We start from the raw sequence: 24766 nt of genomic DNA on the forward strand, positions 1-24766 counted from the left end.
CAGTTCATTTTCAGTTCAGCCGCTCTTGGTCGTGACGACCGGGGAGCTGCGGGAAAGTAGACTCCTCTTGCTACCCCCCGACTGGAGTTACCCTGTGTCTGAGCTGCAGAAACTGCGTGACGCGTTCCGTTCCGCACTCGATCTTCCGGCGGACGCTCCCGTGGACGACCTGCGCTACCAGGACAACGAGAAGTGGGATTCCCTCGCTCACATGTCGTTGGTCGCGGCTATCGAAGATGAATTCTCGGTAATGATCGATACCGACGATGTCATCAATATGTCCAGTTTCACCGAGGCCGTGCGAATCCTCGGTAAATACGGGGTGGACGTCAAGTGAGTGTCGCGCTGGTGACCGGGGCGTCGCGCGGCATCGGCCTGGCCACCGCGCACCGCCTCGCCGAGCAGGGCCACGACCTGGTCCTGCACGGTCACGGCGAGACCGGCGTGGCCGAGGCCGCGTCGACCCTGGCCGGCAAGTTCGGTGTCAGCGTCCACCACGCGGCCGGGGACATCGCCGACCCGGCGACCAGCAAGGCACTGGTCCGGCTGGCGTTCGAGAACTTCAAACGGCTGGACGCCCTGGTGGTCAACGCCGGGACGCACGCCGCCGGGATGCTCGGGATGACCGCCGACGCGACCGTCGACCGGTTGTTCGCGGTCAACGCGGCCGGCGCCGCGCACACCCTGCAGAACGCGGTCCGGCTGCTGGCCCGCGCCGAGAACCCGGCGGTCGTGCTGACCGCCTCGATCACCGGTACGCACGGCGTCGCCGGCCAGGCCGTCTACGCCGCGTCCAAGGCCGCGGTGATCGGGCTGACCAAGGCCGCGGCCAAGGAACTCGGCCCGCGCGGGATCCGGGTGAACGCCGTGGCGCCCGGCTTCATCGCCACCGACATGCTGGACACCCTGGACGAGGCCGGCCGGCAGGAGCGGATCGCGGACACCGCGCTCGGCCGGCTCGGCACCGCCGGGGACGTCGCCGACGTGATCGCCTTCCTGCTTTCCGACCAGGCCCGTTTCGTCACCGGACAGGTGATCGGGGTCGACGGGGGACTCGTACTGTGAATCTGCTCCACCCGGATGCCCGCGTCGTGGACGCGGAGACCGGCGAGGAACTGACGCCCGCGTTGATCGACTCGGTGGTTCTGGGCGATCGACCGGTGGTCTTCCTGCCGATGCACACCACGGTGCGGTCGGTCGCCACCTACCTGGCGGCGCTGCGGGCCGGCAAGCCGGTCGTGCTGCTCGACCCGGACACCGGCCACACCGACCTGATCCACCGGTACACCACCGACGAGGTGCACCCCGACCTGGCGCTGCTGCTCACCACGAGCGGCTCCACCGGCAACCCCAAACTGGTCCGGCTGTCCCGTTCGGCGGTGCTGGCCAACGCCGAACAGGTCGCGGAGAGCCTCGGCGTCACCGCCGACGACGTGGCGATCACCACGCTGCCGCTCTTCTACTCGTACGGGCTGTCGGTGCTGCACTCGCACCTGCTGCGCGGCGCGACGGTGGTGCTGGAACGCACCGGGATCATGCAGCGGGACTTCTGGACCGCGGTGAACGAGCACGGCGTCACCTCGATGGCGTTCGTCCCGTACCAGTACGAGATGCTGCGCCGCCTGCGCTTCGACCCGGCGAAGTACCCGACGCTCCGCAGCCTCACCCAGGCCGGCGGCCGGCTGCGCGCCGAGCGGGTCACCGAGTTCGCCGAGAAGATGGCGGCCGCCGGTGGCCGGTTCTTCGTGATGTACGGCCAGACCGAGGCCGCGCCCCGGATGGCCACCGTGCCGCCGGAGCGCCTCGCCGAGAAGTCCGGCTCGGTCGGCCTGCCGATGCCCGGTGCGACCTTCACCATCGAGGACGACGAGGTCGTCTATCGCGGGCCCAACGTCATGATGGGGTACGCGGAGACCGGCGCCGATCTGGCCCGCGGCGACGAGCAGGGCGGCGTCCTGCACACCGGTGACCTGGGACGGCTCGACGACGAGGGTTACCTGTTCATCACCGGCCGGCTCAAGCGGATGGGCAAGGTGTTCGGCGTCCGGATCAACCTGGACGACGTGGAGAAGCACTTCCCGGTCGCGGCTGTGGCCGGCGACGACAAGCTGCACGTCTTCGCCGAGGGCATCGACCCGGACGAGGCCCGCGCGCTCCGCACCAAGATCGCCGAGTGGCTGGGCAGCCACTACACCGGCGTGGACGTGCGCAGCATCGAGGCCCTGCCGCTGCTGCCCAACGGCAAGACGGACTATCGGGCGCTGGAGGCGTCGTTGTGAGTGTCTTCACCCTGTCCCAGGCCGCGAAGGAAGAGGTCCTGCTCAAGGAACTCGCCGGCCTGACCGCGCACCACCGGGCGAACTGCGAGCCGTACGACCGGATCCTGTCCGCGTCCGGTTTCACCGAGGCCGCCTCGATCGCGGATCTGCCGTGGCTGCCGGTCCGGCTGTTCAAGACCCTGGAACTCAAGAGCATCCCGGACGACGAGGTCTTCAAGACCCTGACGTCCAGCGGCACCACCGGGGACGTCAGCAGGATCTACCTGGACAAGGCGGCCGCGGCCGAGCAGCAGCGGCGGCTCGCCGCCACGGTGCAGACCGTGCTCGGCCCGAAGCGCCTGCCGATGATCCTGGTCGACACCAGGGCGATGCTGAAGGACCGCACGTCGTTCAGCGCCCGCGGTGCCGGCGTGCTCGGCATGTCCACCTTCGGCCGCGACCACGTGTGGGCGCTCGACATGGAGGGCGAGGTCGACCTGACCGCCCTGCGCGGCTTCCTGGAGAAGCACGGCGACCGGCCGTTCCTGATCTTCGGCTTCACCTTCCTGGTCTGGCTGCACCTCTACGAGGTGGCACTCCGGCACGGGCTGGACCTGAGCAACGGCATCCTGATCCACTCCGGCGGCTGGAAGAAGCTGATCGACCAGGCGGTGTCGCCGGACGAGTTCCGCGCCCGGCTGGCCGGTGTCGGCCTGACGAAGGTGCACAACTACTACGGCATGGTCGAGCAGATCGGCACGATCTTCCTGGAGGGACCGTCCGGTGGCTCGCTGTACTGCCCGGACTTCGCGGACGTGGTGGTTCGCGATCCGCAGACCTGGGCGGAGCTTCCGCCCGGCAAGCCGGGTCTCCTGGAGGTGATCAGCACGCTGCCCACGTCGTACCCGGGGCATGTGCTGCTCACCGAGGACCTGGGCGTGGTGCACGGGATCGACGACGGCGACTGGCCCGGCAAGCGGTTCTCGGTGCTCGGCCGGCTGCCCCGCGCCGAGGCCCGGGGCTGCTCCGACACGTACCGGGAGGCGGCGTGATCTTCCGATTCGGTGCCGACGGAGATCTGACGGCACCCTCCGATGACCGGCTGAGCGTCGGCGACCCGCGGGTGGTCGACTTCCTGGCCGCACTGGCCCGCAAGCTGCTCGCCCCGGCGGTCGCCCGGCGGCACCCGGAGCTGGGCTCGCTCGGGTACTTCCTGCGTCCCGCCGAACTGAACCGGGCCGTGGAGAAGATGCGGCGCGACGACGCGCTGGTCTTCCCCCGGGGCAACGTGTTCCACCTGCCACCGGCCAACGTGGACACCATCTTCGTCTACTCCTGGGCGATCTCCGCGCTGGCCGGCAACCACAACGTGGTCCGCATCTCGTCCCGGTCGGCCGGTGCCGCCGAGGTCATCCTGGACGCGATGAACGCGGTGAAGGCCGACCCGGTGATCGGGCGGACCCAGCGCATGGTCACGTACGGGCGGGACGACGCCGTCACCGCGAGTCTCAGCAAGTGGTGCGACCTGCGGGTCGTCTGGGGTGGCGACGCCGCCGTGGACGCGATCCGCAAGCACCCGCTGCGGCCCTCGGCCCGTGACCTGACCTTCCCGGACCGGACCTCCTGGGCGGTGCTCTCGGTGCCCGGCTGGCGGGCTGCCGACCCGGCCGCACGGCGCACCGCGGTGGTCGGGTTCGCGAACGACGCGTACTGGTTCGACCAGGCCGCCTGCTCCTCGCCGCGGACCGTGTTCCTGGTCGGCGGTCGGGCGGGCGACGCCGACGGGGTCCGCACCGAGTTCCTGGACCTGCTGCTCGACGTGGTCGACCAGCGGGGCTGGACGGTGGACGCGGCGATGGCGGTGGAGAAGCGGGTCAACGCGTACGGGCTGGCCGCCACGGGGGCGGCCCGCACGCTGGACTTCCCGGACAACCGGATCACCGCGGTCACCCTGGCCGGCCCGGGCACCGCACCGCGGCGCTGGATCGGCGCGGGCGCGTTCCCGTTCGCCGAGGTCCCGTCGCTGCGCGACCTGGTCCCGGCGATGAACCGGCAGGACCAGACGGTGAGCCACTTCGGCTTCACCCCGGCCGAACTGCGGGACTTCGCCACCGAGCTGGGCGGACGTGGCGTCGACCGGATCGTGCCGTTCGGTTCCGCACTGACCTTCGGCGCGCTCTGGGACGGGTACGACCTGCCCGCCGAGTTCACCCGGCTCACCACACTGCAGATGTGATGACGGCCGCCGGCCCGGCGACGTACCGGCTCAACGAGTGGGTCTTCGCGCCGGGCGGGGCGTCCGGGGCGGCCCGGTGACCATCCACCGGATCCGATGATGGTCGGGTTAACCCTACTGCCGTTCGGGCGGCTCGCGGGATCACGGAAGGGGCCCCGATTGCCTAGCGTCGACGACATGACGACGACCTTCGCCGGTGGCACGGTGAGCACCCGCCCGATCGGCCGCTACCTGCGCCAACTGGGTATCGACACCCAGTACTCGCTGCTGGGCCTGCCCCTTGCCGTTCTCACGCTGCCGTTGTGCATCGCCGGCTTCGCCGTCGGCGTCAGCACCACGATCATCTGGATCGGCCTGCCGATCCTCGTCGGAACCCTCTTCATGGCCCGGGGCTTCGCGCTCCTGGAGCGTTACCGGATCGGCGCGGTGCTGCGGCGGCCGATCCCGCACCCCGCCTACCGGTCCACGGCCGGCAAGAGCTTCATGGGCAAGCTCGTGTCGCCGCTCGCCGACGGTCAGGCCTGGCTGGACCTGCTGCACGGCCTGATCCGGCTGGTGCCCAGCCTGTTCGCCTTCGTGGTCACGGTGGTCTGGTGGGCGGTCGCCCTCGCCGGACTGGCGACCCCGTTCTACGACTGGGCGCTGCCGCACCCGCCGGAGAACGTGGAGTTGGCCGAGTTGCTCGGTTTCGGGGACACCACGTTCGCCCGGATCACGCTCAACGTGCTGGTCGGTCTGATCTTCGCGGCGACGCTCTGCCCGGTGGTCCGGGGCGCCGCCCTGGTCGAGGCGTTGTTCGCCCGGGCACTGCTCAGCGGCGTCGGCGAACTCCGGCAGCAGGTCGCCGACGCGAACGCGGCCCGCACCGTCGCCCAGGAGCAGCGGACCGCCGCGGTCAGCGCCGAGGCGGTCGCCCTGCGCAAACTGGAACGCGACATCCACGACGGTCCGCAGCAGCGCCTGGTCCGGCTCGCCATGGACCTGGGCCGTGCCGAGCAGCAGTTCAGCACCGACCCGGACGCGGCCCGGGCGACCGTGGCCGAGGCGATCGCCCAGACCCGGGAGACCCTCGACGAACTGCGTGCCCTGTCCCGCGGCATCGCCCCGCCGATCCTGGTCGACCGCGGCCTGCAGGCGGCACTGACCGCACTGGCCGGGCGCTGCACGGTCCCGGTCGATCTGGACGCGCCGCTGGGCGAGCGGCTCGACCCGGCCGTCGAGTCGGCCGCGTACTTCGTGGTGGCCGAGGCGCTGACCAACGTGGCGAAGCACAGCCAGGCCAGTGAGGTCCAGGTCAGCGTGCAGCGGATCGAGACCGGCCTGGTGGTGACCGTCGCCGACGACGGTGTCGGCGGGGCGAGCCTGGCCAAGGGGCACGGGCTGGCCGGCCTGGACGACCGGGTCCGCGCCACCGGCGGTGTGCTCGCGGTCGACAGTCCGGAAGGTGACGGAACCCGTCTCACCGCGGCACTGCCCCTGTGACGGTGCAGCAGGTCTGACAGCATGACCGCATGCGTGTGGTGATTGCCGACGATGCGGTGTTGTTGCGAGAGGGCCTTGTCCGGCTCGTCGAGGAGAACGGCCACACCGTGGTGGCGGCCGTCGGCGACGGGCCGTCCCTCGTCGCGGCGATCAAGGAACACCGTCCGGACGTCTCGATCGTGGACGTCCGGATGCCGCCGTCCCACACCGACGAGGGCCTGCGCGCCTCGGTCGAGGCCCGGGCGGCGGTGCCGGGCACCCCGATCCTGGTCCTCTCCCAGTACGTCGAGGTCTCCTACGCCGCCGACCTGCTGGCCGACCGCCGGGGCGCGATCGGCTACCTGCTGAAGGACCGGGTCGCGATGGTCGCCGACTTCCTGGACGGCCTGCACCGGGTCGCCGAGGGCGGCACGGTTCTCGACCCCGAGGTGGTCGGCCAGTTGCTGGTCCGGCGGCGCCGCGACGACCCGCTGCGCGGCCTGACCCCGCGCGAGCGTGAGGTGCTGGAACTGATGGCCGAGGGCATGTCGAACGGCGCGATCGCCCGCAAGATGGTGGTCACCGACGGTGCCGTGGAGAAGCACGTCCGCAACATCTTCACCAAGCTCGGACTGCACCAGGACGAGGAGCAGCACCGCCGGGTGCTGGCCGTCCTGGCCTACCTCCAGTCCTGAGATCGCCGCGGCGGCGTACCCGCTAAGCGGCGAGAGCTTGCGACAGGGAGTGACCCAGGGCGGCGGCGCCCAGGCCGGCCAGCACGCTCAGGAGGACGTAGGCGGTCGCGGCCGCCGGCGCACCCCGACGGGCCAGGGTGAGGGTGTCCCAACCGAACGTGGAATACGTGGTGAGGGCGCCGCAGAAACCGGTGCCGAGCAGTGCGACCAGCGTAGGCGGCAGATGCAGGCCGAGGACCAGGCCGAGGATGAACGAGCCGGCCACGTTGACGGTGAGGGTGGCCCACGGGAAATCCGGGCCGAAGCGTTTCCGCATGGCCTGGTCGGTGAGGTAGCGGACCGGTGCGCCGATCGCCGCCCCGACGATCACCATGAGAGGGGTCATGGGGTGCCGATCCGGGCGACGGCGCTGCCGGCGGCGACCGCGAGGATCGCGCCCACCAGCGTCGCCGCCAGATAGAGCAGGGCGGTCCGCGGTGAAGCCAGGTAGACCTCGACGGTCGCGGTGGAGAACGTGGTGTAACCGCCCAGGACACCGGTGCCGAGCAGCGGGCGCAACAGGCGGTCCTGCGGGCGCAGACGCGGCAGCAGGGTGTAGAGCACGCCGATCAGGAAACAGCCGGAGACGTTGATCAGCCACGTCGTCCAGACCGAACCGGGCCCGGCGGACGCGATCGCGTAGCGGGCCAGGGCGCCGAGCGCGCCACCGGCGGCGACGGCCACCAGAACGGGCCGGTCCACGTCGAGTCTCATCACCGAAGACGGTAACCGGCGATCGGGGGGACGTGGCGGCGTCCCCCCGATCGGCTCGGGGGCACACTCCTCGCGGAGATGCTCACCGTCCACTGTAGGCGAAGATCTTGATCGGCCCTCAGGGGCCCCCGGGGCCGAGTTCACAGCACTTCCCGGGCCCTTCGGTGGCGGCTTCGATGCCCCGCAACGCCACGCCGGGAGCGCGTTCGACCAGGACCGGGGACCACGACTCCTGGGTCCCGGCGCCGATCAGACGGCAGTCCCGGATCACCGCGTTCCGGTAGGTGAGCACGCTGACCAGGCCGTCCACCTCGCTGCGACCCCACCCGGCGACACGGACCGCGTAGCGGGGGCCGGACCAGCGGACGCAGACGTCGCTGATCTCGATGTTCGCGCCGACCAGGCCGGCCGACGACGAGACGAACCGGTCGGTGTTGTCGCCGGGCAGCAGGCGGAAGCCCATCTCGACGTCGCGCAGGCAACCGCCGGAGACCCGGACGTCGTGCACCGAGCTGAGGTAGAACCCCTCGACCGCGTCGCGGACCCGCAGGCCGGAGATGGTCAGGTCGTGCGGGTGGTACGTCTGGCCGGTGATCGACGAGACGTCCGCCCCGGCCGCGCCCCAGTGCACCGCGACACCGGTGTAGCCGCCGGTCACCGATACGTCGTGCAGGGCCGTCCCGCGGACCGCGCCCATCACGCCGATCGCGTTGGCGGTCCGCAGCTCGCCGTGGTCGACGTGCACCCGGCGGATGTCCACGTCACTGATCCAGGTGACCGGGCCGGCGTAGAGGTACTCGCCGACGGTCAGGCCGGTGCCGCGGTCGCCGCCGTGCTCGCCCGGGTCGGACGGTGCCGGCCGCAGTCCGAGATCGCTGACCGAGACGCCGGAGCCGAGAACGTGCAGCACCGGATGACCGGTCCGCTCCCGGGCCACCAGCCAGGTCTCCCCGGCCGAGGCGCCCCGGACGGTCCAGCCGCCCGGCACTCGCAGACCGTCCGCGAGCTCGTGCCGGCCCGGCGCCAACTCCAGCTTGCCGGGTGGCACGGTGTCGAACAGGTCCTGCAGGATCCGGTGGTTCGCCACCGGGTCGGTCCCGAGTGCCGGGCGGTGATTCATGGATTCCCTTACGTCAGGCGCCAGGACAGGGTGGGCTGCGGCTCCGCCGAGCCGAGGAGCACCGGGCCGGCCGCCGGTTCGGCGAGCCGGACGGCGAGACCGTCCGCCTCCCGGTCGACCGTCACGGCCACCGGTTCACCGGTGACCAGGTCGGCGGCGAGCACGCCGACGACCTCACCGGCTCGCTGTGGCATGGCGCGAACCGCCACCCGGCGGGCCGCCCGGGTCATCTTGAAGACCGCCCGGGCCGGTTTCTGCCGGGTCAGCCGGTTGCGCGGGGTGATCGGCAGCGGGGGAGCGGCCGGCACGCCGACCGTGACCAGCCGGTGCGTGCCGGAGCTGCCCGGCTGGACGACGGTGAAGTCGCAGCCGGAGTAGCCGTCCGGTCCGGCCGCGGCGGCGGGTTCGGTCCGGTCCCGTACGGTGATGCCGTTGAACCGCAGGCCGATCGGCGCGCGGGCGGAGAGCCGGCCGCTCGCCCAGTCCGGGACCGGGGTCTCGGCGATCTCCACGATCAGCATGCCGTCGGCGTCCAGTTCGCCGGCCTCCAGGTCGAACGAGACCGTGGCGTTCGCGCTCGCCGCACCTCGCCAGCCCTGCCGGCGGGCGAGCACCGCACCACCGCGGATCCTGCCCTGGGCCCGGACGGCGACCGCCCGGGGCAGCTCGGGCGCGAACCGGGACGGCCGCAGCCGGTCCGCCCACCAGCGGGTGGCCAGCTCGTCCAGTCCGATCGCGACGGAGACCCGGGCCGGGGCGCCGGTGCCGTGCACCTTGACCGCGACCGCGCCGTAGTCGCCGGTGACCCGCCCGACGATCCCGTTGCCCCGGACCACCTGGTCGAGGATCGTGATCGCCGGGTTGGACCCGCTGGTCAGGTTCAGCGGGAGGGCGGCCGGTACGGACGGCTCGTCGAAGTCGGTCCGGAACCAGGAGCCGACGCTCATGAGAGGTCGGACCGGGTCAGCAGCGGCTCACGGCGGGTCCACATCCGCTCGACCGTGTCGAACAGCGGGTCGGCGTCGCTCTCGATGTGCCGGAACGTCGCCCGCATCGTCTTGAGCAGGGTGTTCACCGGCCACACCTCCCACTGCGGGATCTGCGGGGTGACCACGTCCGAGCCACTGCGGTACAGCCACAGCCAGAGCCGGGCGCGCTGCACCTGCTCCTCGGTGACCAGCGTGGCACCCTCACGGATCGCCTTGATGCTCTCGTCGAGGGTCTTGAAGTAGCCCTCGGTCGAGTCCACCACGGTCGACAGCCCGCACGAGCTCCACTCCGACCAGCCGGCCTGGATCACCGGGATGCCGTACGCCGGGAGCTCGTTGCTGACGCTGCCGCGGACGGTGACGCCCAGGTCGGTCAGGCTCCACAGCGCGTTCTTGCTGATCGCGGCGCTCGGCTTGAACTGCACGTGCTTGAGGCCGCGGTGCTGCTTGGCCAGGCCGTCGAAGAAGCCGGTCGAGTCGTACAGCGACTGGCTCGGGTGGTCCAGGAACAGCCACTGCGCCTCGTCGTGCCCGGCGGCGAAGGCGGCGGTCTCGGTGAACCAGTCGGCCAGGGTGGGGAAGAGTTCCCGGTTGGTGCCGAGGGCGTCCGAGACGGCGTGGTTGAACACCGCCACGATCGGCCGGTCCGCATCGAAGCCGAACCGGGCCGCGGCGTGCCCGCGCAGCACGGCCCGCTCGGCCGCGTTGCTCAGGTCGACCGAGGCCGAGGTGCCGCCGCGCCACCAGCTGGGCCGGCCCAGGTTGACCTTGGCCCGCCAGGCGATCAGTTCGGTCACCGGGCGCAGCTTCTCCCGTCGCGGCCAGACCTGCTCCTCGAAGACCTGCCCGATCTGCCGGGTCAGCTCCTCACGGAAGGTGCCGGCGCCGCTGTCGTGTTCGGGGAAGAGCCCGTACGCCTTGAGGCAGCCGGTCTGCTGGGTGTGGATCACCGGCACGGAGCTGCGCCGGGCCACGTCCACCGCAAGACCCCACTGGTCGTAGTCGACGTGGCTGGTGACCAGCGCGACCACGTTCTGCCGGAACTGCTCCTCGTAGAACGCGGCGAGGGCGTTGCCGTAGCGCAGCCGGGTCTCCGACGGCCGGGCCGGGAGGCGGGGCACCTTGTCGAGCCGGGCCTGGGTCGCGGCCACGTTCGCCGAGACGTCGAAGGTCGGGGTCCTGTCCGACTTACGGACGATGTCCCAGACGTCGATGGTCTCCGACGCGCCGTACGCCGTGGCCAGCTCGCGGACCAGGGAGACGTCGAAGTCCTTCCAGAGGGTGGTCGCCCACGCCTCCTCGACGCCGGTGAGGACCACCAGCCGCGCCGGCTGGATCTTCCGGATCGCGTTGGCCACGGCCAGGTTCCGCAGGGTGACGCGGATGTCCTGGTGGAAGGCCTCGACCAGGATCACCCCGTCGTCGGTGACCGGCGGCAGGTTCTTCTGCCAGAAGACCTCGGCGGCGGTGAGGAAGTGCTTCCACTCCTGCTTGTTCGCATTCAGAAACACGTCAGATCAGGTCCCAGGTGAGTGGTGTCCCCTTGGCCGCATCGGTGCGGAACACGCGGCCCATGACGGCGCCGATCGTGTCCGGCTCCAGGCCGCCGGTCGGTCGGATGGAACGGACGTTCGTCGCGGTCACCGGATCGCCGGCCGCCACGTCCTCGACGACGTAGAGCGAGCGCCGGAATCGCAGGCCTTCCCTCTCCGCCTCGGTGGGACCGATACGGGTGGTCCCCAGCGACTGCCAGGCCCGTTCCGATTCCACCACGAGGGCGGCGAGTTCGCCCGGCTCGAGCGAGAAGGCCGAATCGACGCCACCGTCGGTGCGGCTGAGGGTGACGTGCTTCTCGATCAGCACGGCGCCGAAGGCGACCGCGGCGATCGGTACGCCGATGCCGAGCGAGTGGTCGCTGAGGCCGATCGGCAGGCGCAGCGCCTCGGCGAGCACCGGGATGCGGCGCAGGTTGGTGAACTCCGGCGGCGTCGGGTACGACGCGGTGCAGCTCAGCACCGTGATGTCGGTGGCACCGGCGCCCTGGGCCGCCTCGACGGCCGCGGTGATCTCGTGCAGCGACGCCATGCCGGTGGAGATGATGATCGGCTTGCCGGTGGCGGCGCAGAGCCGGATCAGCGGCAGGTCGGTGATCTCCGACGATGCGATCTTGTACATCGGCGCGTCCAGCTTCTCCAGCAGCTCGACCGCGGTCCGGTCGAACGGGCTGGAGAACGCGGTGATGCCCCGTTCCCGGGCGCGGTCGAAGATCGGCGCGTGCCAGTCCCACGGCGTGTGTGCACGCTCGTAGAGGTCGTAGAGGTGGTCACCGCCCCACAGTTCGTGACCGCTGGAGATCCGGAAACGCGGGTGATCGACGTTCACGGTCATGGTGTCCGCGGTGTACGTCTGGATCTTGATGGCGTCCGCGCCGGCGTCCGCAGCGGCATCCACCAGCTGCAACGCCCGGTCGAGCGAACCGTTGTGGTTGCCCGACATCTCCGCAACGATGTACGGCTTCTTCTCGCTCATGGTGTTCTCTCTGTCCAGACGACCGTCTTCGGCACACCGTCGACCAGTCGTTCGTATCTGCGTGTCTCCCGGAACCCGAATCGCCGGTGCAACGCGAGGACCTGCTTGTTGTCGGCGAGGGTCTCGCCGCCCAGGCTCGGAAGGCCCAGGGTGCCGAAGGCGTACTCGACGGCCTCCTTCTCCAGCCGCATCCAGGCCGGCAACAGCCGCTTCCCGAGACCGTCCACGTCGAGGTAGAAGGACCAGGTGGTGCCGTTGAAGATGACCACCCCGGCGGGGATGCCGTCCTCCTCGTAGATGAGGACCTCGGCGGTGCGCGCCGCCCACCAGGCGGCGTGCTCGTCCGGGCGGATCTCGTGCGTGGTCAGACTGACCGCGCGCACCTCAGGATGGTTGCGCCAGGTCAGGACCACGTCACGGTCGTTGTCGTCAGCGGGTCGAAGCACGCCGTCAACGTAGGGATGTGGTTTGGACCGCCTGTGGCGCACAGGGGTGGTCAGGGGAAACCGGAGGTGTCCTTTCGGTGGACCGGCGCCGGATGCCCGCCACCCGGTACCCCGCGCGGAGGGTCGCGTAGAGCGAATAGCTGTTCGTGGCGACCAGCCGGTGCTTGATGCCGCGCGAGCCGTCCGGCGGCAGATAGCCGGCCGGGCGGTGCCGCCGGTAGAGCGAGGCGACCTTGCGGAAGTACGGACGGCGACGGCTCGGGTGCACCCGGTTCTCGTTGCCGGCCACCACCAGCAGGTGGTTGATCATCAAGGTGAACATCCGGGTCCGCAGCCAGGGCTCGACGTTCATCGCGGTCAGCCAGGCGTGCAGGCGGTCGTACTGTTCGAAGGCCTCGAAGTGCCGGTCGCTGCGGGTGGCGGTGATCGCGCCGTCCCGGCCGACCCGGTAGTGGTAGCAGACCCGGTTCAGCACATCGATGCGTTCCGCGGCGATCAGGACCGGGTTGCTGAACGGGACGTCCTCGTACCACCCGGCGGGGAAGCGCAGATCGTTCTTGGCCAGGAACTCGCGGCTCATGATCCGGTTCCAGGCGGTGTGCTGCACCCCGAGCACGTTCTCCAGGGTGGGCGGCCCGGCCAGCAGCGGTGAGCTGGCGTCCGGCTGCAGGCGGCCGTTCTCGTGCACCCGCAGGTGGTCGACGAGCAGGACGTCCGGCTCGTTCGCGCGGAGGCGGTCCAGCACGGCCCGCATCGAGCCGACGGGCAGCCAGTCGTCGCTGTCGACGAACCAGACGTACCGGCCGCGGGCCTCGGCGAGACCCGCGTTGCGGGCCGGCCCCAGGCCGACGTTCTCGTCCATGTGCAGAACCCGCAGGTCGCCGTGGCGGGCCGCGTAGCCGTCGAGCATCAGGCCGCAGCCGTCCGGGGAGGCGTCGTCGACCGCGATCACCTCGACCTGAGCGTTCTCCTCAGCGGTCAACCCGGCACGAAGCGATTCGAGGCACTGGTAGAGATAGCCCTCGACCGCGTAGACGGGCACTACGACGGTGAGTAGAACATCCATGCCGCAACCGTCGGCCCCGATGGTGAAGCGCAGGGTAACCGGATGTGTCGGGGATCTACGTCACAGACAAATCTGACCGACCAATCGACGAACATCCTCGTCGCGAACCGGCCCGGGAACGTTCGTCCCCGGGCCGCCGTCGACCTTTCGTTCTCGTGGTCCCGTCGCCGTTCCGGGAGGGACGCGGCTCAGTCCTCGGACCCCTGCTTCTGCTCCGCCACCGGGAACAGCAGCTGCTGCATCGCGTCGGTGGTCAGCGGCTCGGCGAAGTAGTACCCCTGGCCCAGTTCGCAGTTGCCGTCGGTCAGCTCACTGAGCTGACCGATGTGTTCGATGCCCTCGGCGATGGTGGACAACTGCAGTGCCTGGCCGAGCTGGATGATGCCGTGGGTCAGCGCCGCGGCGGCCGGCACGTCCCCGACGTCGTCGACGAACGACTTGTCGATCTTGATGATGTCCACCGGGAAACGCCGCAGGTACGCCAGCGACGAATAACCGGTGCCGAAGTCGTCGATCGCCAGCCGGACCCCCAGCTCCTTGATCGCCTCCAGCCGTTCCAGCGTCTCCGCCCGGTGGTCCACTATCAGCGACTCGGTCAGCTCGATGACCAGGCACCGGGCCGGCAGACCGCTGTCGGTCAACGCCGAGCGGACCACGTCCGGCAGGTCCGGGCGTTCCAGCTGCACCGCCGAGAGGTTCACGCTGACCGTCAGCATCTGGTCCGGCGGGCGCTGCTGGTTCCAGCCGGCCGCCTGCCGGCACGCCTCACGCAGCACCCACTCGCCGATCGGCACGATCATGCCGGTCTCCTCGGCGAGCGGGATGAAGTCGAGCGGCGGGACCATGCCGCGTTCCGGGTGCTTCCACCGGACCAGCGCCTCCAGCCCGGAGATCTCCCCGGTGCGGAGCCGGACGATCGGCTGGAACCGCAGCTGGAACTCGTGCCGCAGGACCGCGCGGCGCAGGTCGGCCTCCATCTCCAGGTGCCGTTGGAAGGACTCGCGCATCGCCGGCTGGAAGATGGCGTACTGGTCCTTGCCCTTCTTCTTCGCCTCGAACATCGCCAGGTCGGCGCGGACCAGCAGCTCCTGGGCGTCGGCCTCGCCGGTCGCGCCGTACGCGATCCCGACGCTGCAGGTCACGAAGGTCTCCCGGCCGTCGAGGTCGAACGGCTCGCGCATGGCCGCGAGGATGCGCCGCACCACCGGCAGTGCGGCCTCCTCGTCCGCGGTGTCCGGCAGCAGCACGGCGAACTCGTCGCTGCCCAGCCGGGCCGCGGTGTCGTCGGTCCGCAGGCAGTCGCGGAGCCGGTCGGCCGCCGCCACCAGCAGCTGGTCGCCGTGTTTGTGGCCGAGCGCATCGTTGACGACCTTGAACCGGTCGAGGTCGACGAGCAGCGTCGTCACCCCGCCGGAGCGGGACGTGGCGAAGGCGTTCTCCATCCGGGTCATGAACAGCGACCGGCTGGCCAGCCCGGTCAGCGAGTCGTGGAACGACTGGCTCATGTCGCGCAGCGTGCGGGCGTCGGTGATCGCCAGGCTCGCGTGCTCGGCGAAGGCGGTCAGTGCGTCGCGCAGCGGCTTGTCCCACTCCCGGGCCTCGGTGTGCGAGGCGACGAACATCGACCCGATCACCGCCCCGTTCTCGTGCACCGGGACCGCCATGACGCTCTTGATCTGGGCGGTGGTCACCTCGGGCACGGCGATCGGCGAGTTGGCGTAGTCGTCGACGGCGATCAGCTCGTTCCCCATGATCGCCAGGCCGACGGCGCCGAGGGTGGCGATCGGCACCTGCTTCATCTTGGCCGCGGACACGTCCGGGATGCCGGCGCCGGCGACCAGACTGATCCGGTTCGGCTCGTCGAGCAGGGTCAGGCCGGCCAGGTCGACGTCGAGCAGGACGACGAGACCGTTGGTGAGAGCTTCGAGGATCTTGCGCAGCGGCTCGCGCCGGGCGATCGACCGCTGGACCGTCGTCAGCTCGTCGAAGAGGCGCTGCCGCCGCTGCAGGGAGTCGATCAGCCGGGTGTTCTCCTCGGACTGCACGCGTTCCGACTCGATCAGCTGAAGGGCCTGCAGGCTGAGCTCGAGCACCCGGGCCAGCCCGCGGAGCAGGCAGATCTCCTCGATGCTGAAGGTGCCCCCGAGCCGGCACAGGGCCAGCACCCCGGACGGTTCGCCCTCGAGCGAGGCCACCGTCACCGCGTACTCCGCGCCACCGATCTCCAGCGAGGTGTGCCGTCCCTCGGCGATCTCGGTCAGAGCGTGCACCGGGACACGTTCGGCCGGCAGCCCGACGGACGCGGCGACGCTACCGTCGACCAGGAGCACCGCGAAGTCGGCGCCGATGGCACGGATGGCGCACTCGACGGCCGCGTGCTGAGCGGCGGCCTCGTCGGGGCGGTCGGCTACGACGGCGAGAAAGTCCGTCAGTTGCTGGGTGGCGAGCACGTGGTTGCAGTCGGCGGCGGTGCCCGTCAGTTGAGGAAAACCTGGCATCGTGCCAATCTGGTCACGAACGGTCAGTTGACCATTACCCATGGTTGTCAAATTCGGCGTCATGCGCGTGAATGGACTCGTGGGTATGCCCGAAGAGCTCGCCCCCGGCCGCCTCGGCGCGGCCTCCGTCGCCTTCCTCGGACTGGCCGCCGCCGCCCCGATCGTCACGCTGGTCACCCTGGTCCCACCCGCGCTGGCCGCCGGTGCGGGACCCCTCCTTCCTCTCGGTTTCGCCGGGCTCGCCCTGACCCTTCTGCTCTTCTCCTGCGGGTACGCGGCGATGGGCCGCCGTTCGCCGCGCGCCGGTGCGGCGTACCCCCAGATCGCCCGTGGCCTGGGACGCCCCGCCGGAGTGACCGCCGCCTGGCTGGCGATCTCCGGGTATCAGGCGATCCAGTTCGGCCTCTACGCCCTTGCCGGGGTGGCCGCCCAGCCGCTGCTGAGCGTGCCCTGGTGGATGGTGGCCGCCGCCTGCTGGGCACTGGTGGCGCTCTGCGGGCCGATGCGGGTCGAGATCGCGGCCGGTGTGGTCGCCCTGCTCGCGGTCGGCCAGGTCGTGGTGCTCGCCGGGCTGGCCGCCTCGAACGTGCTCCGGCCCTTCGGCGGGCGCGTCACCGAGGCGTCGATCGTCCTCGGCGAGCCGGGCCGGATCGACCGGCCGCTGCTCGGCCTGCTGCTCGCCGCCGGGGTGCTGGCCTTCGCCGGTTTCGAGAGCGCCGCCGCTTACGCCGAGGAGTCCCGTCTGCCGCGTCGCACCGCGGGCCTGGGCGGATTCGGATCGGTCGCGCTGCTCGGGCTGCTGCTCGGCGGGGTGAGCTGGAGCCTGATCGTCGCCGCCGGGCCGGGACGGATCGCCGGCGTGGCCCGCGATCGTGGCACCGAGCTGCTCTTCGCGATGGGGGAGGAGCGCCTTCTTCCCTGGGCGGTCACCCTCAGCCGGGTGGCCTTCCTGACCGGCGTCCTGGTCGGTGCGCTCGCGCTGCATCACACGATCAACCGTCTGGTGTACGCCCTGGGCCGTGAGCACGTGCTCCCCGCGGTGCTGGGGCACACCGGCCGGCGTACCGGTGCTCCCCGGGCGGCGTCGGTCACCCAGTCCCTGGTCGCGGGCGCGGCGATGACCGGTGCCTACCTGGCCGGTGCGGACCCGGGACTCCGCACCGCGCGCTGGTTGATCGTGGGCGGCGCGCTCAGTGTCCTGCTGGTGCTCCTGATGGCGTCGCTGGCCGCCCTGGTGCACCTCAACCGGGTGCCGGCGGACGAGGGGGCCTTCGTCCGGTTCGCCGCGCCCTTTCTGTCCACTGTGTCCCTCGGGGTGCTGACCTGGCTGGCGGTCCGGGACCTGCCGGCGCTGCTCGCCATGCCGCCGGGATATCCGCTGGTCCGGGCGGTGGCCGGGGCGATCGTGGCCGGGGTGGTGCTGGGGACGGCGCACGCGCTGCTGCTGCGTCTGACCCGTCCCGTCGTCTACGCCGGGATCGGGCTGGGCGGGTCGGCCGTGGTGGTGACGCCGCAGTCGCCGGCCGCACCGGCCGCACCGGTGGCGGCCATCGGGGCGCCGCCGCGGATTCCCCGGCAGCGGGTGCCCGGCGCGCACCGCCCCGAGCGGGTGGAGCGGGAGGCTAGCTGAAGAACTCCTGGACCTGGGTCAGCGTCAGGTAGCCCTGGGGTTTCAGCTCGTGCGGCACGGCCGGCAGATCCTTCGCGGTCACCGGCAGCACGTCGCTCGGCGGCACCGAGGTCTGCGGCGCGGGCGGCAGGTCCGGCAGGGCCATCGCCTCCCGGATCACCTCGAACATGGTCCGCACCTCGCTGGCGGCCTGTTGGGCCAGCTCGTCCGGATCCGAGCAGGCCCGGGGCAGCGCGCAGGTGAAGTTGGCGCGCAGCTGGTCGTCGACGCCGTGGATGTCGGCGCTGGGCCGCAGGTGGTCCTGGCCCTCGGTGACGATGCCCAGCTCGCAGCAGCCGGAGAAGCCGGACACGTCCCACCACCGCTGCCAGTGCGGGTCGGCGTCGAGGGTCTGCACCGCCTGTTGCAGTGCGACGAGGTAGTGACGTGGCGCCCGACCGTCCCGAGTCGCCGCCCCCAGCCGCGGATGGAGCCATCGCGCGGGAAACCGGAACTCGTTCATGGTTCGCATGGTGGCAGGAACGAAGCAGACATTGCCTCAAATCCCACACCCACGTTCGGGTGTCCTATTGCGAAATTCCCGAAAAACCACCTTATGAGGTGGCGAGCGGCGTGGAAGGGTGAAAAGTGCCCGCGAGCCCCAGAGCATATGGGGTGAAACGGACACAAGGGGCTGATAATGAAGAGATTCTGGGCGGCCGCCTCCACGGTCGCGCTCTGCGCGGCCGGTGCCACGGTGGCCACCGGGGCGCAGGCCGAGACGCTGCGCGCCGCGTCGGACGATGTTCCGGCAGCGGTCACCTGGGGACCCTGCACCGAACCGTCGCTGCGGGCACAGGACGCCGAATGCGGTTACGTGTCGGTGCCGATGGACTACACGAGGCCCAAGGGAACACAGATCCAGCTGGCCGTGTCGCGGATCAAGCACACCTCGCCGGAGAGCCAGTACCAGGGCGTGATCCTGGTGAACCCGGGCGGACCGGGTGGCGCCGGCCGGGCGATGGCCTCGCTCGGCTCGCACGTGCCGAAGCAGGCCGGCGCGCAGTACGACTGGATCGGGTTCGACCCGCGCGGTGTCGGCGCCAGCAAGCCGAAACTGACATGCGACGCGAAGTACCCCGGGTACGGCCGTCCGGCGTACGTGCCGGGCACCCCGGAGCTCGAGAAGGAGTGGCACGCGCGGACCACCGCGTACGCGGCCGCCTGCGCCAAGTCGGGCGGCGTGTTCCTGGACCACCTGCGCACCACGGACACGGTCAAGGACATCGAGAACATCCGGCAGGCGCTGTCCGCGGAGAAGATCAGCTTCTACGGATTCTCGTACGGCACCTACCTGGGTCAGGTCTACGCCACCAAGTACCCGAAGCGGGTGCACCGGATGGTCCTGGACGGTGTCGTCGACCCGACCCGGGTCTGGTACGACTCGAACCTCGACCAGGACCTGGCCTTCGACAAGGCGATCCGGGTCTACTTCACCTGGCTCGCCAAGTACGACGCCGTCTACCACCTCGGCAAGACCGCCGACGAGGTGGAGAAGCTCTACTACCGGCAGCTCGCCGTACTCGCCGAGAAGCCGGCCGGTGGGGAGATCGGCCCGGCCGACCTGACCGACGTCTTCCTGCAGCCCGGCTACTACATCTTCGGCTGGGAGGCGACCGCGAACGCCTTCTCCGCCTGGATCACCAAGAAGGACCCGTCTCTGCTGAAGAAGCTCTACGACGAGAACCACCCGCAGACCGAGGGCTCGGACAACGGCTACGCGATCTACCTGGCCGTGCAGTGCACCGACGCGAAGTGGCCGTCGTCCTGGAAGCGCTGGCGCAAGGACAACTGGCGGGTGCACCACACGGCGCCCTTCGAGACCTGGGGCAACGCCTGGTACAACGCGCCCTGCCGGCACTGGCCCGCCTCCCCCGGTACGCCGGTGAAGGTGGACGGCACCGAGGTCCCGCCGGTGTTGCTGATCAGCGAGACGCTCGACGCGGCCACGCCGTTCTCCGGCGCCCTGCGGGTCCGCGACCTGTTCCCGAAGTCCGCGCTGCTGGAGGGGGTGGGCGGAACCACCCACGCCGGTTCGCTGTTCGGCAACGAGTGTGTCGACGACACGATCGCCGACTACCTGATGTCCGGCACGCTGCCGAAGCGGGAGAAGCCGCAGGGCTCCGACAAGCGGTGCACCCCGATCGCGCAGCCCGTGCCGATCGGCGTCACCCCGGACGCCAAGGCCACCGAGAGCGGCACGGTGAACGACCGCCTGCGCCTGCAGCACCTGGTGGTCCGCCCCTGACCCAGGTGTGACCAGGGCCTCGGCGGCTCGCCCGCTGCCGGGGCCCTGCCCGGTGGGCTATGCTCGTCCCCGCGAAGGGGAGTAGCTCCCAATGTCGCGGTCGACATACTGACACCGTTCCGGTGTCCGGCCGCGCGGCCTCTCATCAAGGCGAGCGAGACCTTCGACCAGGCTGTTGTCAACGACGGCCGGGTCGAGGTCGCCCTGCGTCTGAAACCCGGTCCTCGAATCACCGGGAGACATCTGTGGAAGCCTTTCTGGTCGCGCTGGGCGTGAGCTTCGCGGTCATCTTCGTCGCCGAACTCGGCGACAAGTCGCAGCTCATGGCCATGACATTCGCGACCCGCTTCAAAACCGTGCCGGTCCTGATCGGCATCACCGTGGCCACCGCCCTGGTCCACCTGGTGTCGGTCGGCATCGGCTACGGACTCGGCGCCGCCATCCCGACCGGCTGGATCTCGCTGGTCGCCGGCATCGCGTTCCTCGGATTCGGTGCCTGGACGCTGCGCGGCGACTCGCTCACCGACGACGAGAAGACCAAGGCCGAGCGCTCCACCGGATCGGCGATCTGGGCCGTGGGCGGCGCGTTCTTCCTGGCCGAGCTGGGTGACAAGACCATGCTCGCGACCATCACCCTGGCCACCCAGCACGGCTGGTTCGGCGTCTGGGTGGGTTCCACGGTCGGCATGGTGGCCGCCGATGCCCTGGCCATCGTGGTCGGCCGTTACCTCGGCCGGCACCTGCCGGAGAAGGTCATCAAGTACGGTGCTGCAGCGCTCTTCGCTATCTTCGGCATCTGGCTGATCACCGAGGGTGTGATCGAAGTTCGATAGGGAGTCGGCGTGTGACCCGGCAACTCGACATGGCCCGGATTCAGCTCCAGCGCGGGGAGCCCCAAGCCGCCGCGGAACTGCTCGGTCCGGTGCTGGTCGCCGAGCCGGACGACGTCACCGCGCTGGTCCTGATGACGCATGCCCAGTTGGCGCTGAAACGTCCCGAACTGGCGGAGGAGACGGCCCGGCGCGCGGTCGAGCACGCGCCGGAATGGCCGGACGCTCTCGGCGCGCTGAGCCGGGTGCAGACCGCCCTGGATCGGCACGACGAGGCCATCGCCACGGCCCGGGAGGCGGTCCTGCGCCAGCCGGACAACCCGTACCGGCACAACCGGCTGGCGTGGGCGCTGCTCGAACACGGCCGCAGCGCGGTCGAGGCCGAGCACGCGGCCCGGGAGGCGGTCCGTCTCGATCCGAGCGAGGCGGACTTCCGTCTCACGTACGCGATGGTGATGAAGCAGCTCAACCTGCTGGACCGGGCCCGGCAGGCACTGCGCGACGCGCTCGCGCTGGAGCCGGACAACGCGGTGGCCCGGCACGAACTGGCCGCGCTGGACGTGGTGCACCACAACCCGTTCGCCCTGGGCCGGCTGGCCCGGGGCGCGTCCGGGCTGGTCGGCGCGCTGCGGGCGGACCCGGGACAGGAGGCCAGCCGGTTCCTGCTGGACGTGGCGCTGCGCCAGTTCCTGGTCTACACCGCGATCATCCAGGTGCTGCTGGCGTACGTGGGCTGGCGGCTGGCCGGTTCGGTGCCGGACGCGGCCCGCGCGCTGGCCGCCGCGGCGGTGCTGGCCCCGGGCGCGTACGCCGGGTACTTCCTCGCCCGGCTCGATCCGGGACTCCGCTCCTACCTGCGGAACCTGCTCACCGAGGGCCGGCAGCGGATCGCCGCGGCGGCGGCCGTCGTCGCGATGGCGCTGCTGCTGGTCGCGATCGTGGCCCCGGCCGGGTGGCTGCCGATGCTGCTCGGCATCGCGACGGCGGCGGCGTTCGCGGTACGCCTGCTGACGGCCCCGGCGGTTGACCAGGACGAGCCGGGGCGCGGGCTGTCCACGTACGCGCTGCGGTTGATCGCCGGGGTTTGTGCGGCGGCCGCGACCGGGCTGGCCATCACCACCGGCGAGGGTGATCCGCCCTGGCGTCTGGCCGTCGCGGCGGTCGCGCTGGCCGGAGCGATCGGATGTCTGCTGGTGATCCGCCGCCGGCGGGTGTGAGCCAGGCCATTCGATCTCAGGACCGTCCGTTTTCGGCCGAAGACATCCCTGTGATCATCGTCCACCTGCCCTGTGGAGCCGCCCGATGACGGAACTGGCCGACCGCTCGTTCACCGGACTCACGGGTGCGCTGGCCGACCCGTCCGAGGGACTGGTCTCCCGGGCCGCCGCGTTGTTCGAGAGCATGCAGCCCGCCGAGGCGGTCGCCGTGCTGGAACCGATGCTGGCCTCGAACCCGGAGTCGGCGTCCGGCTGGACGCTGCTGGCCCGGGTTCGGCTGACCCTGGACCAGGTGGAGCCGGCTCTGACCGCGGCGACCCGGGCGCTCGAGCTGGCGCCCGAGGACCCGCGCCCGCCGGCCATCGCGAGCCGCGCGCTGACCCTGCTGGGGCGGCACGACGACGCGATCGCGATGGCGTACCGGGCGGTGATCGTGGAGCCGCGCAACCCGCTCTGGCAGGACCGGGTGGCCTGGGCGCTGCTCGCCGCGGACCGGCATCTGGCCGACGCGGAGCAGGCGGCGCGGGCCGCGGTCGGCCTGGAGCCGAACGAGGCGCACTACTACTTCACGCACGGTGTCGCGCTGGCCGCACTGGGGCACGTCGACCAGGCCCGGCAGGCGCTGCTCACCTCGTTGCGCCTGGAGCCGGAGAACCCGGTGGCCAAGCACCGGCTGGACGTGCTGAACGGCGTGGCGATCGTGGTGCCGGAGAAGAAGAAGCGGGGCTGGAAGTTGTTCGGCCGCAAGGAGGAGACTGACACCGTCCTGCCGTGATAAGCGCGTTTTGTCGTGATAATCCGGTTCATGAGATCTTGGTGGGCGGTGGTGCCGCTGGCACTCGCGATGCTCGCTGTCCCGGCGGAGGCCCGCGCCGACGCCCCCGCGGTGATCACGCACTACGGATTCGACACCCCGGCCGGCACCATGCTGGAAGCGACCGGCGGAGCCCGCATGCTGCGGATCCGCTCCTCCTCCGGCGGCCGGGTCCAGGCCGTGCCGCACGGCACCGGCTGGGCCCTCGGCTTCCCCGGCCCGTGCCGGGGACCGCACTGCCCGCACGTGGTGCTGCAGAGCCCCTCCTCGGCCGACCTCAACCCGGGCGCCAACGACCTCGCCTACGGCGCCGACGTGCTGCTCGCCCCGGACCGGACCAGCCCCGGCCAGAACATCCTGCAGAAGGGCTACTCGGCGCTCGGCAGCCAGTACAAACTGCAGATCGACGGCCTCGGCGGCCGGCCCAGCTGCGTGCTCGCCGACGTCAGCGGGCCGTCCGTCATCTGGATCGCCCGCAGCCGGATCGGCGTCGCCGACGGACGCTGGCACCGGATCTTCTGCCGGCGCACCGGCGTGCTGCTGATGGTCGTCGTCGACCGGGCACCCCGCGGCTGGGCGCTGGTGCCACCCGGCCTCTCCGTGAACAACAACCGGCCGCTGAGCATCGGCGCCAAAGGCGCCGGCCCGAACAACGACCAGTTCAACGGCGTCCTCGACAACATCTGGGTACGCATCGGTCAGCCGCTGAGCGCCTGGAGCAGGACGGCGTCCTCGGTGTCGCCGGACAACTCCCACGCGAACACGCCGGCCAGCGACCGCTCCCGGGCATAGGCGACCTTCGCGGCGATCGTCTCCGGGGTGTCGTACGACCACCACTGCGACCCGCATCGGGCGTACGCCGTCCCGCCCACCGCGCCGGTCGGCGGGCACCGGTCCACCAGGACCCGATAGTCCTCGATGCCCTCGGCGTACCGGCCCGGCGCCGGCCCGGTGGCGGCCGCGCCCGGTCCGTCCCCGGTCGCCCCGGTCCACCCACGGCCGTAGAAACCGACACCGATCAACAGCTTCTCCGCCGGTACGCCCAGCGCCAGCAGTTCGGCCACGGTCGCCTCGGTGGTCGCGGTGTCCCGCGGGATCCCCGGATACGCGGTCAGCGCCGAGTGCGGCGCCGTCCGAACCGCGCCCTCCTCGGCAGAGGGGACGGAGGCACCGAAGTAGTCGTAGGTCATCGCCCCGACCCAGTTCGCGTACCGCGACGCCCCGGCGTAGTCGGCGGCCCGCAGCTTGCCGACGTCCCCCGGCACCGCCACCGAGATCAGCGACTGCTCCCCGAGCGCGGCCCGCAACGCCGCCAGCACCCTGGTGAGCGCGTCCGGCCCACTGGTGTCGCAGGCCAGGCCACACGCGTTCGGGTACTCCCAGTCCACGTCGACACCGTCGAAGAGTCCCGCCCAGCGCGGATCGGCGAGCAGGTCACGGCACGACTCGGCGAACCGCTGCGGATCCCGGGCCGCCGCGGTGAACGCCGGCGAACCGGTCCACCCACCGAACGACCACAGCAGCTTGAGCTGCGGATTCGCCGCCTTCAACTTGCGCAGCTGACCGAAGCTGCCGCGCAGGGCGGCGGTGGCGGCGTCGGCGACACCGTCCACGCTCTCCGCCGCCGTGACCGGCCTGCCGACCGCGGCCCACTCGTCACCGGCCGCACACCGCCCGCCGGTGACCTTGCCGAACGCGTACTTGAGATGGGTGAGCCGCTGCGCGGCGCCGGAGGTCTGCAGGTCCTTCACCCGGTAACCGCGGCCGTAGACGCTCCACTCGGTGAAGTAGCCGGCCACCACACGCGACGGCGGACTCGGGGCCGGATCCGGTGCCGGACGCGGTGGGGAACCGCACGACGCGACGGTCAGCAGGACGGACAGCAACAGCAACGCCGGTGGGAAGCGCACCGGCTCGAAGGTATCCGCAGTTCCGGG

General features: G+C 71.0%; 24 protein-coding genes. 13 read left to right on the forward strand and 11 right to left on the reverse strand.

Features of this window, described 5'->3' with window-relative positions; genetic code table 11:
* Positions 1-94: 94 nt before the first annotated feature.
* The 7 genes from QSK32_RS31410 to QSK32_RS31440 all read left to right on the forward strand — a co-directional run bounded on the left by QSK32_RS31410 (position 95) and on the right by QSK32_RS31440 (position 6650).
* Positions 95-337 carry an acyl carrier protein gene (locus QSK32_RS31410; protein ID WP_045740670.1) on the forward strand — a complete coding sequence of 81 codons (243 nt, stop codon included), beginning with the start codon at positions 95-97 and terminating at the stop codon, positions 335-337.
* Positions 334-1065, forward strand: a complete 732-nt coding sequence (locus QSK32_RS31415; RefSeq protein ID WP_045740605.1) for an SDR family NAD(P)-dependent oxidoreductase — start codon at positions 334-336, stop codon at positions 1063-1065. The genes QSK32_RS31410 and QSK32_RS31415 overlap by 4 nt, the downstream gene beginning before the upstream one ends.
* Positions 1062-2279 (forward strand): AMP-binding protein, encoded by a 1218-nt coding sequence (locus QSK32_RS31420; protein WP_285473909.1) that lies wholly within the window; start codon positions 1062-1064, stop codon positions 2277-2279. The genes QSK32_RS31415 and QSK32_RS31420 overlap by 4 nt, the downstream gene beginning before the upstream one ends.
* A complete protein-coding gene (locus QSK32_RS31425) occupies positions 2276-3310 on the forward strand; it encodes a LuxE/PaaK family acyltransferase (protein ID WP_285473910.1) in 1035 nt (344 codons plus the stop codon). The genes QSK32_RS31420 and QSK32_RS31425 overlap by 4 nt, the downstream gene beginning before the upstream one ends.
* Positions 3307-4494: an acyl-CoA reductase gene (locus tag QSK32_RS31430; RefSeq protein WP_045740608.1), complete on the forward strand. Its 1188-nt coding sequence runs from the start codon at positions 3307-3309 to the stop codon at positions 4492-4494. Before QSK32_RS31425 ends, QSK32_RS31430 begins: the two co-directional genes overlap by 4 nt.
* A gap of 177 nt (positions 4495-4671) precedes the next feature.
* A complete protein-coding gene (locus tag QSK32_RS31435; protein ID WP_285473911.1) occupies positions 4672-5976 on the forward strand; it encodes a sensor histidine kinase in 1305 nt (434 codons plus the stop codon).
* Between the two features lie 29 nt (positions 5977-6005).
* Positions 6006-6650, forward strand: a complete 645-nt coding sequence (locus QSK32_RS31440) for a response regulator (RefSeq protein ID WP_045740610.1) — start codon at positions 6006-6008, stop codon at positions 6648-6650.
* A 22-nt stretch (positions 6651-6672) separates the two neighbouring features.
* Here QSK32_RS31440 and crcB read toward each other — a convergent pair whose 3' ends face one another.
* The 9 genes from crcB to QSK32_RS31485 all read right to left on the reverse strand — a co-directional run bounded on the left by crcB (position 6673) and on the right by QSK32_RS31485 (position 16051).
* Entirely contained in the window at positions 6673-7035 is a 363-nt protein-coding gene (gene crcB, locus QSK32_RS31445) for a fluoride efflux transporter CrcB (RefSeq protein ID WP_045740611.1), read from the reverse strand.
* Positions 7032-7403 carry a fluoride efflux transporter FluC gene (locus tag QSK32_RS31450; RefSeq protein ID WP_285473912.1) on the reverse strand — a complete coding sequence of 124 codons (372 nt, stop codon included), beginning with the start codon at positions 7401-7403 and terminating at the stop codon, positions 7032-7034. The genes crcB and QSK32_RS31450 overlap by 4 nt, the downstream gene beginning before the upstream one ends.
* Positions 7404-7521: 118 nt before the next feature.
* The gene (locus tag QSK32_RS31455; RefSeq protein WP_285473913.1) at positions 7522-8523 is read right to left on the reverse strand and encodes a hypothetical protein; all 1002 of its coding nucleotides are present in this window, start codon (positions 8521-8523) and stop codon (positions 7522-7524) included.
* Between the two features lie 8 nt (positions 8524-8531).
* The gene (locus tag QSK32_RS31460; protein WP_045740614.1) at positions 8532-9470 is read right to left on the reverse strand and encodes a hypothetical protein; all 939 of its coding nucleotides are present in this window, start codon (positions 9468-9470) and stop codon (positions 8532-8534) included.
* On the reverse strand, positions 9467-11023 hold the full coding sequence (locus QSK32_RS31465) for a hypothetical protein (protein WP_045740615.1): 1557 nt from the start codon (positions 11021-11023) through the stop codon (positions 9467-9469). Before QSK32_RS31465 ends, QSK32_RS31460 begins: the two co-directional genes overlap by 4 nt.
* Before the next feature lies 1 nt (position 11024).
* Positions 11025-12041, reverse strand: a complete 1017-nt coding sequence (gene pseI, locus QSK32_RS31470; RefSeq protein WP_285473914.1) for a pseudaminic acid synthase — start codon at positions 12039-12041, stop codon at positions 11025-11027.
* Positions 12038-12487, reverse strand: coding sequence for a GNAT family N-acetyltransferase (locus QSK32_RS31475; RefSeq protein ID WP_045740617.1), 450 nt, complete (start codon positions 12485-12487; stop codon positions 12038-12040). The genes pseI and QSK32_RS31475 overlap by 4 nt, the downstream gene beginning before the upstream one ends.
* 4 nt (positions 12488-12491) lie before the next feature.
* Positions 12492-13553, reverse strand: coding sequence for a glycosyltransferase family 2 protein (locus QSK32_RS31480; RefSeq protein ID WP_285473915.1), 1062 nt, complete (start codon positions 13551-13553; stop codon positions 12492-12494).
* A gap of 188 nt (positions 13554-13741) precedes the next feature.
* Positions 13742-16051: a putative bifunctional diguanylate cyclase/phosphodiesterase gene (locus QSK32_RS31485; protein WP_285473916.1), complete on the reverse strand. Its 2310-nt coding sequence runs from the start codon at positions 16049-16051 to the stop codon at positions 13742-13744.
* 85 nt (positions 16052-16136) lie between these two features.
* Here QSK32_RS31485 and QSK32_RS31490 point away from each other — a divergent pair, with 85 nt between their 5' ends.
* Positions 16137-17681: an APC family permease gene (locus QSK32_RS31490; protein WP_285473917.1), complete on the forward strand. Its 1545-nt coding sequence runs from the start codon at positions 16137-16139 to the stop codon at positions 17679-17681.
* Here QSK32_RS31490 and QSK32_RS31495 read toward each other — a convergent pair.
* The gene (locus tag QSK32_RS31495; RefSeq protein WP_245673834.1) at positions 17674-18183 is read right to left on the reverse strand and encodes a hypothetical protein; all 510 of its coding nucleotides are present in this window, start codon (positions 18181-18183) and stop codon (positions 17674-17676) included. The two genes, QSK32_RS31490 and QSK32_RS31495, sit on opposite strands and share 8 nt — an antisense overlap.
* Positions 18184-18360: 177 nt before the next feature.
* Between QSK32_RS31495 and QSK32_RS31500 the strand changes: the two genes are divergently transcribed.
* The 5 genes from QSK32_RS31500 (at position 18361) to QSK32_RS31520 (ending at position 23621) form a co-directional block, all read left to right on the forward strand.
* The gene (locus QSK32_RS31500; RefSeq protein ID WP_285473918.1) at positions 18361-19968 is read left to right on the forward strand and encodes an alpha/beta hydrolase; all 1608 of its coding nucleotides are present in this window, start codon (positions 18361-18363) and stop codon (positions 19966-19968) included.
* Between the two features lie 245 nt (positions 19969-20213).
* On the forward strand, positions 20214-20801 hold the full coding sequence (locus tag QSK32_RS31505) for a TMEM165/GDT1 family protein (RefSeq protein WP_045740622.1): 588 nt from the start codon (positions 20214-20216) through the stop codon (positions 20799-20801).
* 11 nt (positions 20802-20812) lie between these two features.
* Positions 20813-22015, forward strand: a complete 1203-nt coding sequence (locus tag QSK32_RS31510) for a tetratricopeptide repeat protein (RefSeq protein ID WP_285473919.1) — start codon at positions 20813-20815, stop codon at positions 22013-22015.
* A gap of 85 nt (positions 22016-22100) precedes the next feature.
* Positions 22101-22790 carry a tetratricopeptide repeat protein gene (locus tag QSK32_RS31515; RefSeq protein ID WP_045740623.1) on the forward strand — a complete coding sequence of 230 codons (690 nt, stop codon included), beginning with the start codon at positions 22101-22103 and terminating at the stop codon, positions 22788-22790.
* Positions 22791-22820: 30 nt separating this feature from the next.
* Positions 22821-23621 (forward strand): LamG domain-containing protein, encoded by an 801-nt coding sequence (locus tag QSK32_RS31520; protein ID WP_285473920.1) that lies wholly within the window; start codon positions 22821-22823, stop codon positions 23619-23621.
* On the opposite strand, the gene QSK32_RS31525 is transcribed toward QSK32_RS31520, so the two are convergent.
* Positions 23528-24739, reverse strand: a complete 1212-nt coding sequence (locus QSK32_RS31525; protein ID WP_245673835.1) for a glycoside hydrolase family 18 protein — start codon at positions 24737-24739, stop codon at positions 23528-23530. The two genes, QSK32_RS31520 and QSK32_RS31525, sit on opposite strands and share 94 nt — an antisense overlap.
* Positions 24740-24766 lie beyond the last annotated feature (27 nt).

The organism is Actinoplanes sp. NBRC 101535 (assembly GCF_030269225.1).
In the GTDB taxonomy this organism is placed as follows: Bacteria; Actinomycetota; Actinomycetes; order Mycobacteriales; family Micromonosporaceae; genus Actinoplanes; species Actinoplanes rectilineatus.